This window comes from Bacillus sp. MYb78 (assembly GCF_002975115.1).
Classification (GTDB): domain Bacteria; phylum Bacillota; class Bacilli; order Bacillales; family Bacillaceae_G; genus Bacillus_A; species Bacillus_A cereus.
This window is the reverse complement of record NZ_PCOB01000001.1, coordinates 123,535-137,150: the sequence shown is the minus strand read 5'-3', so window position 1 is coordinate 137,150 and position 13,616 is coordinate 123,535. Positions and strand designations below refer to the sequence as shown.

The following is a 13,616-nucleotide window of genomic DNA, read 5'->3' as shown; positions in this document are numbered from 1 at the left end:
CAATTGCGGAAGGTTTTTTATTTTTCGAGAACACTCATATTCAAATTATAAGCTTTCTCAATATTTAACTTGTACGTGCCATTTCCAGTTTTAATCGAATTTTTATACCAATGTTCTTGGTTGTTTAATTCTGGATGTTCTTCTGGAGAAGTATTTTCTTTTTTCGTTAAATCTTCTACTTGTTCCCAAGGTGTGCTTCCATGTGTTTCTTTTTGATTTGTTACTGCTGTTAAAGATACATCACTCTCTTTTGCAAGATGGACAGATACTCTTGAGCTTTCCTGTACAAACCAATTAGTTTGTAATTGACCTGGATAAAGAGATAGTTCGTTATTTGAAGCACGGATTTCCACATTTTTATTTTGCGGAAGAACAAGCGTTGGTTTCACCTGTGGTGCTGAATTAAATAACGTATGCTGAACAGGTAATGATTTTAAAGTGATATACATCGTTTCTCCAGCCGTTTGAACTGAAAGGAAATCATCTCGTTTTAAATTGAGTTTTTCATTTGCTTTCGTCGTCATTTCATAAGTTCCCAAAAGGTGAATTTGATTTGTATTATTTCCCTCTATAGTTAGAGGCTGATGACCTGCATCTACTACGATTTTTTTGATAGATTCAGGTATATCAAATTGTCCGTCTGGAATATTACTCGTTTGCCTCGTTGTGTTAATAGAGTGACGAACTTCTTCTAGTAATCCAGTTGATAATAAACAGTAAAAAGCAATTCCGACGCTTCCTAAAACACCGATAAAGAAAATACTAAAAATATCATATTTAATAAATGATTGTTCCTTCTTAGAAAATAGAAGGTATAGTAAAACTTCAGCTCCAAGTATGATAAGTAAAACTGGCCACCATGCAGTTAGTGTATCTAATACTTGAATTCCTTTTACGACTGAAAATAGTAAAAAGCATCCTAACGATATAATAGAAAGCCCCATTGAGAATGTTCCAACACGCCAAGTCCTCATTCGCTTGTCCCACCTTTGTTTTCTTTATTTCCAAGTAACAATTTAAAGCCGCCGCCAATTAAAAGGAGCGCAACGATAGATGTCTGGAAATAGCGATAATATAGTTCACTAAGATGAATATTAAATATAGTTACAAAATAATCATTCAAAATAGGAAGGACTGTTTGATTTAATAAATAATAACCACCGAGTGTAATTAATCCGATACCGATCCATCTTTGATGATTTATAAAATAATCGATAATGGGTTCGTCTTGTACTCGTTCTTTTCCGTATTTTGCTGTTTGCTGTAACGCATCAAAAAAGCTATAGAACCAAATGATTGGTACTAAAAATAAAAACGCAGAAAGTCTTAATAAGTCGAGTAAATAAATAGATAGTAAAAAGGCTGCCATAAGCTGAAGACCACGGCGTTGTAAACCTAAATACATATGACCTGCTCCAGGGAACATCGCTAAAATAGAAGCAAATGTTTTACTTTTCTTTCCTTGCTCTCGATGTTCTTCAAAATCTTCGAAAATAGTACGGTCATCTAGTTGCTCGCCACGTTCTTTTTTCTGGAGTTGCTGAACAACATCGAAGAAATTGTAAATCCATAAAACAGGTAATGTAATAAGGAAGATAAGAAAACTTTCTTGCGATGTTAAAAGTGCAACGAAAATAATCATACTTCCGATTCCTGTGCAAGCTACTAAAAATGTAAGTCCACGTTGCATAAGTCCTAATTGGAAATGGCCAAGTCCAGGGATGATGGATAGGAGAATGATATAAAATCGTTCGCTCTCTTTAGAGGAATTTATCAATTCTCCAGCTTCTTGTTTTTTCGTTTGTTTTATAATGGTGATAACTAAATCTAGTAAGTTAATTACCCATAGAACAGCTAGTAAAAATAGAGAAAGAAAAGCAATATCACGTCCTCTTACTACTATGGTACAAAATACTGCAAAGGAGAATAGAAATAAAGATCCTCCGCTATATAGAATAAACCGTCCTAGCTTTTTTAAGTATAAATGTCCAAGCCCAGGAATTAGCCCTAATACAAGTGCTAAAAAGGGGTTTTTATTCATGCTTTAAACCTCCGTCCTTTTTTGATGTATCTACCGATTTGTTTACAATTTGTTGTGAGATAGAAGACTCGTTATGTTTTGAAGATTTCTCGAAATTTGATGTCGCTGTAAAAATATATTGGAATAAACCACTTACCATAAAAATAATTGTAGCTGCAGTCGCAATTATGTAGTGAATAATTGTGCGTTTTAGTGAGTTTGTTTTTATATTTTCATTAGGTTGTAGCGTTTCAAAATTAATTTGCGTCATAACTTCGTTCGTAAATGAATCATCATTTATCATTGGAAGGTTTTCATGTTGTTCATCAATACTTTCCATATAAAGTGCTAAACAATGATCACATTCATAAAGGTGTTCTTCCATAGATTTACGTTCATTGTTTTCTATAAAATCTAATGTATAATTGCGCCAATCTTCTTTTGAATAATGCATCATAGAAACTCTTCCTCCTTCCAATGTTTTTTTATCCATTTTCTTGCCCGATACAGTTTCATTTCTACTGTTTTCACTTCGATGTTTTCTTGGAAAGCAATTTCTTGATAGCTTTTTTCCTCTAAGTAATGCGCGAGAACAACGTCACGGTAATTTTCCGGAAGTTCTCTCAGTTTTTGAGCAATAAGTAATTTTTGCTCTTTCGTCAATAGTAAAGCTTCAATGTTATGAGAGGATTTTATATTTTCCTCTGTTTCTTTACATAAGGAGAGTTCTTCGTGTTCTCTAGCTTTCTTTCTCTTATAATCAATAGCGTGATTGGTGGCAATACGTGCCATCCACGTTTTTAATCCGCGAAATTGATAATTTGGGAGAGAGGTATGAATTTTTACGAATACTTCTTGTGTAACATCTTTAGCATCTTCTTCATGTCTTAAAATAGAAAAGATAACTTGAAAAATATAATGACGATATGTTTGTACAAGGATACGAAAAGCATGCTCGCTTCCTTGCTGTGCTTTTTCAATTAATTGTTTTTCCTCAATCGGTCTCTCCCTCCTTTTTGACGCATTCTATTATATAGACGTAAAGAATGATAAGTCACCCTACACATTTTGTAAAAAAAGAATAATATATTTTTTGCAGGAGTGCTAGATGAAAAAAGGTGTGAAAAAATGGTAAAGAGAAGTATATAATGAGCAAGTAGGAAATGTTACGGGAAGAAAGGATGTGAATGTTAGTAGGGGAAGGGCCATACTAACAAACATGAAAATTAAAATATTAATAGCGGATGATAACTCTTTTATTAGAGAAGGCATGAAAATTATTTTAAATACATATGAAGAGTTTGAAGTTGTAGATACAGTAAATGATGGAAAAGAAGCAGTGGAGTATTGCAAAAAGAACGATGTTGATATCGCTCTATTAGATGTTCGCATGCCAAATATGAACGGGGTAGAGGCGACGAAGTTCATTTGTGAAGAGACGAAAACAAAACCGCTTATTTTAACGACGTTTGATGATGATGAATATATTTTGGATGCAGTAAAAAACGGAGCGAAAGGTTATTTATTAAAAAATAACGATCCGGAGCGTATTCGTGATGCGATAAAAGGGGTTTATAACGGTCAAACTGTTATGCAAGATGTTGTTCTTGATAAAATTAAGTCTAATTTAATGGAAAGTAAAGAGGAAGAATGTAAAATTGATAAGAGCCTTTTCACAGAAAGGGAGCTTAGTATTATCGCATTAATTGCAAAAGGTTTCTCAAATAAAGAAATTTCGAAACAGCTTTTTATATCTGAGGGAACAATTGCAAATTATATTACGTCAGTTTTAGGGAAAACTGAACTTGAACATCGCACACAAATTGCGATTTATTACTTAACAGGGAAAGTAGATTAATGATATGGAATTTTGGTTAACTGTAAGTAAATTAATTGTCTTTTTATATATTGTGTTTAGTTATATTTACGCAAATGTAGCAAATTTACCATGGGTTATATTTACTTTACTTATTTACCTCTCTGTAAACGTAATGATTTCTATATTTAAAAAAGATACGTATAAAAAAATATTAATCTGTATGTCCATTGGCGTAGTTATGTTATTTACATGGAGGGTTCATCCATTTTTTATTTTGTTTTTACCTTTGAACTTATACGAAATTACATTCCATTACATAGAAAAGAATTGGCCACGCTTTGTCATTATGATGCTCCCAATTACGATTGCAGATGAAAGTATTCGAATGACTTATGGATTAATTGTTGCATTTACTTTTCTCGTTTTAACTATGGCAGATCGATATATATCGCGTGTAGTAAAGCTTGAATCGCAAAATGATAAAATGCGAAAAGATATGCAACGACTTACGAAAAGTTTACATGAAAATAAAGAGTACATAAGACAATCTGAATACACATTTAAGCTAGAAGAGAGAAATCGGTTATCGCAAGAAATTCATGATAAAATTGGTCACTCGATGACGGGTGCACTTATTCAAATGGAAGCAGCAAAAAGGTTAATGGAAATAGATAAAGAAAAATCTGCGGAGTTATTACAAAATGCAATTCACATTTCAAAAGATGGAATTGAAAGTATTCGCATTACATTAAAAAATATGAAGCCACCAACTGAGCAAATTGGTATTCATCGTATGAAATTATTCATAGAGGAATTTGCCGGTAAGAATGATGTGAATATTCCTTTTGTATACAAGGGGAACTTAGATATGATTTCTCCCATTCAGTGGAAAATTATCGGTGAGAATGTTACAGAAGCACTAACAAATGCAATGAAATATGCTGATGCGACAGTTATTTCTATAGATATTCATGTGCTTAACAAGATGGTTAAGGTGCAAGTGAAGGATAACGGGAAAGGCGCAGCTCTTGTTAAGAAAGGTCTCGGTATTATGGGGATGGAGGAGCGAACAGCATCAGTAAACGGCAAAATTATTGTAGATGGAACAAGTGGTTTTTCAGTGACAATGTTGTTTCCGATATAAGAGAATGGGACGAAGATGAATCATCTCATATGAAAAAAGTGAATATTCTCATGTGAAAAGAATGAACTTCTGCACTGAGCAGGTTCATTCTTTTTGTTTATAATAACAGCAGAGAAACCGAAATAGGGGTGAAATGATGAATACATTAGAAATTAAAAATTTAACGAAAAAATTTGGTGATTTCATCGCAGTTGATAATATGTCTTTATCTATTAAAGAAGGAGAAATATTTGGCTTTTTAGGATCGAATGGTGCTGGTAAGAGTACGACAATTAATATGATTGCTGGTTTGTTAAGAAGTAATGAAGGCGAAATTAGCATACTAGGAAAAAATATAAAGAAACATAATCGATTTGCAAAGATGAATATTGGTATTGTTCCGCAAGATATTGCGATTTATGAAGAGTTAACTGCTTATGAAAATGTGAAGTTCTTTGCTGGATTGTACGGATTAAGAGGGGCCGAACTAAGAGTGAGAGTAGAGGAAGCACTTCAATTTGTAGGACTTAGTGATAAACAGAAAAGTTATCCGAAAAACTTTTCTGGCGGGATGAAGCGAAGATTGAATATCGCTTGTGCAATTGCACATAGACCGAAGTTAATTATTATGGATGAACCGACAGTTGGAATTGATCCGCAGTCAAGAAACTATATTCTTCAGTCTGTCCGGAAGTTAAATGAAATGGGAAGCACTATTATTTACACGAGCCACTACATGGAAGAAGTAGAAGAGATTTGTACGAAAATCGCAATTGTCGACCACGGTAAAGTGATTGCAGAAGGTACGAAAGAACAGTTAAAAGCGATTATTACAGATACGAAAGATATTTGGATTGAAGTGAAGTCAGTAGAAAATTTAGATGTAGAAAAGTTAAAAGAGATCAACGGTGTGAAAGCAGTTCAAATTGAAGAAAACGTAATTAAAGTGAATTCTGATGCGGGATTAAATAATTTAAATAAAATCATTCAACACTGTATCAATCATGATATTGAAATTCGTTCATTAGAGGAGCAGGCTCCCAACTTAGAAACAGTATTCCTTACATTGACGGGAAGAAACTTACGAGATAAATAAAAAGTAAATGAAGAAAAGGTAAAGGGAGGTTCATCAATTGAACATCTTCAATATTGCAATTATGCATATTAAAAGAGATTTCAGAGACGTAAGAACTTTAGTTTTTATGTTAGCATTTCCGATTGTGCTTATGCTTGTGTTAGGAACAGCGTTAACCAACGCATTTAATAGTGATAGTCATTCGATTAAAGATATACAAGTGCTATATAAAGATGAAGCGAGTAGCACGTTTTCTCAATCATTTGAAGCATTTACGAAAGAAGTGGATAAATCAGGTATTCATTTTAAAAAAGCTTCCGGCAGTATAGATGGGAAAGAAGAAGTGAAGCAAAATAAATATGCCGCTTATGTAGAGTTAAATAAAGATGGTGCAAAATTTTATGGAAGTGACAAAAGTAGTATTGAGGGAAGTATTGTGGAAGGAATGCTTACAACATTTGTTGATAAGTACAATGTAGCGGTCGAAGTTGCAAAAGTAGATCCTACTAAGGTTAGTACGGTTATTTCAAACGGAAATCATAATGATTATATAAAAGAAACATCTTTACAAGCTGCGAAAAAACCAGGTTCTATGGATTACTATGCGGTTGTAATGACAACGATGATTGCACTATATGCTGCGATGGGAGCGAGTTCTTTAATTCGAGGAGAACGAATACGTAAAACAGGAGATCGTCTCATTGCTGCACCTATAAGTAAAGCTGAAATATTCATTGGAAAAGTACTTGGTAGCCTAGTAGCAAATGCCCTGTGCATATTACTCGTCATGTTATTTAGTAAATTTGTTTTTCAAGCGAATTGGGGCGACCATCTTGGAATCATATTTCTTATTTTATTAACACAAGTCTTTCTAGCAATTAGCTTCGGTTTAGGAATCGGATATATTACGAAAACAGCTGAAGCGTCTAGGGCAATTATTATGGTTGTTGTGCAATTAGCTTCTATTTTTGGAGGTGCATATTTCGTAGTAGAAGAAAATTTCGTTACGAACTTATCACCATTAACTTGGGCAAATACAGCTGTTATGAAAATTATTTATGCAAATGATGTAGGTGCAGCACTACCAGTCATTTCTTTAAACATTGGAATTTCAGCACTCTTTTTATTAATTGCAATTATTGCATTACGTAGACGGGAGGGGCTATAGTATGAAGGATATTTTATGGCTCATACAAAAAACGTTATCTGTGCTTTTGAAAAATAAAAAAAGTTTACTCATTATAATTAGCTTGCCGATAATAGGGACGCTCATTTCCTTCTCGATATACGGAAATGCAGGGCAAGGAACGTTAAATATCGGGATTGTAAATAAAGAAAATGAGCCAATAGCAAATGATACGATAAAGTTTTTAGAAGGATTAAATCATGTGAATGTGAGTAAGGTTAAGGAGTCTGAAGTAGAAGATAAACTCACTTCCAAAAAACTTGATGGAGTTATTACATTAGATTCTGGTTTTTCAAAAAGTGTTCGAGAAGGGAAACCAGAGCATATTGAAATTTCATCGATTAAAGGTGATCAAGTAACAGGATTTATAAAATCATATTTATATAATTATATTGATAATATAGCAGCTATTAGTAAAGTAGCAGGAACAGATCAAAGTACATTCGACAATATGTACGCAGGGTATCAAAAAAGTTCATTTAAAATGAAAACGGAGACGCTAGAAGATACTTCGAAAAATAAAGATATGACAAATCAAACGATGGGTTACCTTATTATGTTTATGCTGTTTTCAGCAGCGAACCTATCAGGTCATATTTTAAAAGAAAAAGAGAATAGAACGTACTTTAGACTATTATCAACGCCGATAGATGGGAAGAAGTTTATATTATCTAATGTCGGAGTAAATATGATAATACTAACAGTACAAATTTTGATTACAATCCTATTCCTAACGAATGTTTTTCATACGAATATCAATATGCCTTTTATAGTGATGATGGGCGTACTAATGCTATTTGCATTAATCGCAATTGGAATATCATTAGTCCTTGTAGCTTTTTCGAAAAACTCAGCATCGGCAAATGCGATGCAAAATATGGTCATTGTACCAACATGCTTACTTGCTGGATGTTATTTCCCATATGACATTATGCCAAGTGCAGTACAAAAAGTAGCTAATTTTCTTCCGCAGCGCTGGTTGTTAGACACAGTATCGAAACTACAGCAAGGAATTCCATTCTCTGAGTTGTATTTAAATATTTTAATTTTATTCGCTTTCGCGATTGCATTCTTCTTAATTGCGATTTATAAGTTTGGAAGAAATAATGATGCGAGGAATTTTGTTTAATGTGAAAAGGATGTGACGTTAAGTCACATCCTTTTTTGTATGAAGCATGAAATCTAAACTTGAATGACAAAATAGAAAGGTGGAAAGAAAATGATCGGAAGGAAATCAAAATGATTAAAAAAATATTGCGAGTTACTTCTATTGTTATTGCTATTTTCGTTTTTATTTTAATATGGATGCATATCGATGTTACCTTAGGTAGGAAAATGGAAGCTGGGAAAAACATGCCGACAGAGTATGCGCCTCATTATAGTGACTTTCAATTATATGTAGAAGGGAAGCCTTTTTATAAACAATTATTTACTGATATAAGAGAAGCGAAAAGCTCCATCTACACTTATTTCTTCATTTTGTCGGATGATAAAAGTAGCCATACTTTTTTAAACTTATTAAAAGAGAAGGCAAAAGAAGGATTAAACGTCTATTTATCAGTTGATCGCATTAATGATTTATCATTTGAAAGAAAGGTGATAAATGAATTGCGGGAAAGTGGTGTACATTTTACATATAGTAGAAAACCTACATTACCATTCGGATTTTATTCACTTCACCATCGTAATCATCGCCGTATTACGACGATTGATGGAGAAATTGGCTATACAGGCGGATTTAATATAGGAGATGAGTACTTAGGGAAAGATAAGCGATTTGGATATTGGCGTGATTATCATGTGCGGCTTAAAGGAGAAGGAGCAAAAGATTTAGAACAGCAATTCGCTTTAGATTGGAAACGAGATACGAAAGAAGAGATAAAGAGAAGTACGAATAAAGCTAGTAAAGGGACTACATTACATACTATGACTAGTTACAATGGGCATTACGTTGCTGAAAAATATATAGAGCTCATAAAACAAGCTCAGCACTCCATTGTAATTGCAACACCGTATTTTATAGCGAAAAATAAAGAATCTATGAATGCTTTAATCGCGGCGCAAAAGCGTGGTGTTACAGTAAAAATACTTTGGTCATATAAACCGGATCTACCTCTTATAAAAGAAGCGGCGTATCCATACATACGTCAAGCTGTTAATAATGGGATTACTGTATATGGTTATAAAAAAGGAATGTTCCATGGTAAATTAATGCTTATTGATAATGAATTAACCGTTATTGGTACAACAAACTTTACTTCGCGTAGCTTCAATATAAATGATGAAATGAATTTTTATATTTATGGTGGTCCTATTGTAGGACAAGTTAATAAGGCGTTAACAGAGGATTTTCATGATTCGAAAGAAATGACGAAAGAGTTTTTTGAAAAGTTATCTTTTTGGGAGCGTTGTAAGGAGAAAGTGGCGGGATTGGTTGACTTCTATTTGTGATGATGAATTAGGAAAGGGTGCCTACAAAAGGCACCCTTTTTGGTGGGGAATTATTATTTTTCATGCACCAGCATCGTAACATCATCATTGATCAACGTCCCCACATGTTCGCCTAAACATATTTTCTTCATGACACCAGGCTCATCAAAGTTAAAGACGTGTGCTGGTAAATTGTAGTCCCGGGCAAGCAGTAATGCCGCTTGATCCATGACTTGTATATTTTGTCTAACGACATCATTATAGTTTAGTTTGCTGTACATTTTTGCTGATTTATTATGCTTTGGATCACTTGTAAAGACGCCATCGACCCCTTGTTTTGCGACTAATATGGCATCACTATTCATCTCGATGGCTCTTTGTACACTTGGATAATCTGTTGTCACGAACGGTTGGCCGTTTCCGCCTCCAAAGATAACGATATAACCGTTATCTAAATGGTGGACTGCACGCAAGCGAATGTATGGTTCAGCTACTGCATTAAATGGAATGGAAGTCATAACGCGTACTTCTCTATTTGTTTTACTTGTTAAAACACCGCGAAGCATTAAGCTGTTAATGATTGTACCTAGTGTACCGATATTATCAGCTTCTACGCGATCGATTCCCCATTCTTCAGCTAGATGCCCCCTAAAAATGTTACCGCCACCGATGACGATGGATACTTCGATACCTAAATCAACAATGGATAAAATTTCGTTTGCGATATGTTCTAATCGTTTGGAGTTAAAGCTATTTCCAGTTTGATCGGCAAGTGCACCGCCGCTTAATTTAATTAAGACACGTTTATATGGTCTCATAACAATTCCCCCTATATAGATCGCAATAAAAAAGGAACAAAGGCGAATGCCTTTGTTCCTTTTTAAGAAAATGAAAAAGAAAAGAAGAAGATAGGACGAATTGCTTTGTATAGTTTTTCATAACATCCACTCCTTTTCCTTTTGATTTGTTGTAAGTATATATCTTTTTGATTATACGAAATAATCTGATTGCTTATCAAGTTTATTTTATCGTTTTTTAACAAAATGGTGTCAATGAAAAAAAGAAGAAAAATATTTGAATTTTTTGTGACGAACTTGTAGGTTTTTGTATGATTTTGTAGGTTCGCTTATAAGATGTGTGAGTAGCTTTTATAAATTCAAATTGAAAGCGTTCGCATGAAGGGGATGAACATAAATGAAAAAATTCGGATTGGCAACACAAATTTTTGTCGCGCTTGTTTTAGGGATTGTAGTAGGGGCAGTCTTTTATGGCAATAAAATGGCGATTTCTTATATCACACCAATTGGGGATATATTTATTCACTTAATTAAGATGATTGTAGTACCAATTGTTATTTCAGCATTAATTGTTGCGGTAGCTGGTGTAGGAGATATGAAAAAGCTTGGGAAACTGGGCGGTAAGACAATTCTTTATTTCGAAATTATTACGACGATTGCTATTTTAATGGGATTACTTGCAGCGAATATATTCCAACCAGGTACTGGTGTTGATATGAGTAATTTACAGCAAAGTGATATTTCTTCTTATAAACAAACAGCAGATGCAACGGAGAAGAAAGGTTTTGCTGAGACAATTGTTCACATTGTACCAAAAAACGTATTTGAATCGATTGCACAAGGTGACCTATTACCGATTATATTCTTCTCAGTATTATTCGGCTTAGGAGTTGCGGCAATTGGGGAAAAAGGAAAGCCTGTTTTTAACTTCTTTGAAGGCGTACTCGAAGCAATGTTTTGGGTTACAAATCAAGTTATGAAATTTGCACCATTTGGTGTATTCGCATTAATTGCCGTTACAGTTGCAAAATTTGGTGTAGCAACATTACTTCCGCTAGGAAAACTAGTGCTAGCTGTATACGTAACTGTTATACTATTCGTTGTGATTGTATTAGGTATTAATGCACGAATGGTTGGAGTAAACATTTTTACATTAATAAAAATTTTAAAAGAAGAACTGATTCTTTCGTTTACGACAGCAAGTTCAGAAGCTGTTTTACCTAATATAATGAGAAAAATGGAAGAGTTCGGTTGTCCAAAGGCAGTTGCCTCTTTCGTAATTCCGACAGGTTATACATTTAACTTGACTGGATCGGCTATTTATCAAGCGTTAGCGGCATTGTTTGTTGCCCAAATGTACGGTGTGCACATGTCACTAACGGAGCAAATAACGTTATTATTCGTTCTCATGTTAACATCCAAAGGTATGGCGGGAGTTCCAGGTGCATCGTTCGTTGTTGTATTAGCAACGTTAGGTTCAATGGGGCTACCACTAGAAGGTATCGCGTTAATTGCGGGAATTGACCGCATTTTAGATATGATTCGCTCATCTGTCAATGTATTAGGAAATGCATTAGCGGCCATTGTTATGTCGAAGTGGGAAGGCGAATTCGATAATGAGAAAGCAAAACAATATGTAGAAACAGTCAAAGAAACAAAAGCAGCATAAGAAATCGTTAAGGAGTGAATAATCATGGCAACATTAACTGAAGTTAAAAATGGTGTTCGAATTGAAAAAGATTTTTTAGGTGAAAAAGAAGTACCAAACTATGCATACTATGGCGTACAAACAATGCGTGCAGTTGAAAACTTCCCAATTACAGGATACAAAATCCATGAAGGTTTAATTAGAGCATTCGCAATTGTAAAAAAAGCAGCAGCACTTGCGAATACAGATGTAGGAAGATTGGAATTGAACAAGGGTGGCGTGATCGCAGAAGCTGCTCAAGAAATTCTTGATGGAAAATGGCATGATCATTTCATCGTAGATCCAATTCAAGGCGGAGCAGGTACTTCAATGAACATGAATGCAAATGAAGTCATTGCCAATCGTGCTCTTGAATTATTAGGAATGGAAAAGGGAGACTATCACTATATTAGTCCAAATAGTCATGTAAATATGGCGCAATCAACAAACGATGCATTCCCAACGGCGATTCATATCGCAACATTAAATGCATTAGAAGGCTTATTACAAACGATGGGTTATATGCATGATGTATTTGAATTAAAAGCAGAACAGTTCGACCATGTTATTAAAATGGGTCGTACACATTTACAAGACGCTGTGCCAATTCGCCTTGGACAAGAATTTAAAGCGTATTCTCGCGTACTTGAACGTGATATGAAACGTATTAAGCAATCACGTCAACATTTATATGAAGTAAATATGGGAGCGACTGCAGTTGGTACAGGCTTAAATGCAGATCCAGAATATATTGAAGCAGTTGTAAAACATTTAGCTGCAATCAGTGAATTACCGCTTGTTGGTGCAGAAGATTTAGTAGATGCGACGCAAAATACGGATGCTTATACTGAAGTATCTGCAGCACTTAAAGTATGTATGATGAATATGTCTAAAGTTGCGAATGACCTTCGTCTAATGGCATCAGGTCCACGTGTTGGTTTAGCTGAAATTATGTTACCAGCTCGTCAACCAGGTTCTTCTATTATGCCAGGGAAAGTAAACCCTGTTATGCCAGAAGTTATTAACCAAATTGCGTTCCAAGTAATTGGTAATGACCATACGATTTGCCTTGCTTCAGAAGCAGGACAATTAGAATTAAATGTTATGGAACCAGTACTTGTTTTCAACTTACTGCAATCAATTAGCATTATGAATAACGGTTTCCGTGCCTTTACAGATAATTGCTTAAAAGGAATTGAAGCGAATGAAGATCGCTTAAAAGAGTATGTTGAGAAAAGTGTAGGAATTATTACAGCCGTGAACCCTCATATCGGTTATGAAGCTGCAGCTCGTGTTGCGAAAGAAGCAATTGCGACAGGGCAATCCGTTCGAGAACTTTGTGTGAAAAATGGTGTACTGTCACAAGAAGACTTAGAGTTAATTCTAGATCCATTCGAAATGACACATCCAGGGATTGCAGGAGCAACTCTTTTAAAGAAAAATTAAAAGAAGAGGGGGGACAAGCCCCTCTTTTTTGTT

Annotated in this window: 13 protein-coding genes; 8 read left to right on the top strand and 5 right to left on the bottom strand. The window is 34.6% G+C overall.

From position 1 onward, the window contains the following. Positions 1 to 17: 17 nt before the first annotated feature. From exsE to CQ064_RS00665, 4 genes are read right to left on the bottom strand one after another with little or no spacing between them, the layout of a single operon-like run. Positions 18 to 974, bottom strand: coding sequence for an exosporium protein ExsE (gene exsE / locus CQ064_RS00680; protein ID WP_001261430.1), 957 nt, complete (start codon positions 972 to 974; stop codon positions 18 to 20). After that, on the bottom strand, positions 971 to 2,041 hold the full coding sequence (locus CQ064_RS00675; protein WP_001039125.1) for a hypothetical protein: 1,071 nt from the start codon (positions 2,039 to 2,041) through the stop codon (positions 971 to 973). The genes exsE and CQ064_RS00675 overlap by 4 nt, the downstream gene beginning before the upstream one ends. Beyond that, positions 2,034 to 2,477 (bottom strand): hypothetical protein, encoded by a 444-nt coding sequence (locus CQ064_RS00670; protein WP_000972339.1) that lies wholly within the window; start codon positions 2,475 to 2,477, stop codon positions 2,034 to 2,036. The genes CQ064_RS00675 and CQ064_RS00670 overlap by 8 nt, the downstream gene beginning before the upstream one ends. After that, positions 2,474 to 2,962, bottom strand: coding sequence for an RNA polymerase sigma factor (locus tag CQ064_RS00665; RefSeq protein WP_071730900.1), 489 nt, complete (start codon positions 2,960 to 2,962; stop codon positions 2,474 to 2,476). Before CQ064_RS00665 ends, CQ064_RS00670 begins: the two co-directional genes overlap by 4 nt. A gap of 277 nt (positions 2,963 to 3,239) precedes the next feature. On the opposite strand from CQ064_RS00665, the gene CQ064_RS00655 reads away from it, so the two are divergent. The 6 genes from CQ064_RS00655 to cls all read left to right on the top strand — a co-directional run bounded on the left by CQ064_RS00655 (position 3,240) and on the right by cls (position 9,674). Continuing rightward, positions 3,240 to 3,878, top strand: coding sequence for a response regulator transcription factor (locus CQ064_RS00655; RefSeq protein ID WP_000694105.1), 639 nt, complete (start codon positions 3,240 to 3,242; stop codon positions 3,876 to 3,878). 4 nt (positions 3,879 to 3,882) lie between these two features. Further along, a complete protein-coding gene (locus tag CQ064_RS00650; protein WP_000397687.1) occupies positions 3,883 to 4,983 on the top strand; it encodes a sensor histidine kinase in 1,101 nt (366 codons plus the stop codon). 136 nt (positions 4,984 to 5,119) lie between these two features. Further along, the gene (locus tag CQ064_RS00645) at positions 5,120 to 6,058 is read left to right on the top strand and encodes an ABC transporter ATP-binding protein (RefSeq protein ID WP_001093826.1); all 939 of its coding nucleotides are present in this window, start codon (positions 5,120 to 5,122) and stop codon (positions 6,056 to 6,058) included. A gap of 37 nt (positions 6,059 to 6,095) precedes the next feature. Continuing rightward, the gene (locus CQ064_RS00640; protein WP_001020156.1) at positions 6,096 to 7,205 is read left to right on the top strand and encodes an ABC transporter permease; all 1,110 of its coding nucleotides are present in this window, start codon (positions 6,096 to 6,098) and stop codon (positions 7,203 to 7,205) included. Between the two features lies 1 nt (position 7,206). Beyond that, positions 7,207 to 8,352 (top strand): ABC transporter permease, encoded by a 1,146-nt coding sequence (locus tag CQ064_RS00635; protein ID WP_000651881.1) that lies wholly within the window; start codon positions 7,207 to 7,209, stop codon positions 8,350 to 8,352. Positions 8,353 to 8,462: 110 nt separating this feature from the next. Continuing rightward, positions 8,463 to 9,674 (top strand): cardiolipin synthase, encoded by a 1,212-nt coding sequence (cls, locus tag CQ064_RS00630; RefSeq protein WP_000591938.1) that lies wholly within the window; start codon positions 8,463 to 8,465, stop codon positions 9,672 to 9,674. A 53-nt stretch (positions 9,675 to 9,727) separates the two neighbouring features. On the opposite strand, the gene pyrH is transcribed toward cls, so the two are convergent. Next, positions 9,728 to 10,471 (bottom strand): UMP kinase, encoded by a 744-nt coding sequence (gene pyrH, locus CQ064_RS00625; RefSeq protein ID WP_001248059.1) that lies wholly within the window; start codon positions 10,469 to 10,471, stop codon positions 9,728 to 9,730. Positions 10,472 to 10,847: 376 nt separating this feature from the next. Here pyrH and CQ064_RS00620 point away from each other — a divergent pair, with 376 nt between their 5' ends. After that, positions 10,848 to 12,119, top strand: coding sequence for a cation:dicarboxylate symporter family transporter (locus CQ064_RS00620; protein ID WP_000713287.1), 1,272 nt, complete (start codon positions 10,848 to 10,850; stop codon positions 12,117 to 12,119). 24 nt (positions 12,120 to 12,143) lie between these two features. Then, positions 12,144 to 13,583, top strand: coding sequence for an aspartate ammonia-lyase (gene aspA, locus CQ064_RS00615; RefSeq protein ID WP_000224199.1), 1,440 nt, complete (start codon positions 12,144 to 12,146; stop codon positions 13,581 to 13,583). Positions 13,584 to 13,616 lie beyond the last annotated feature (33 nt).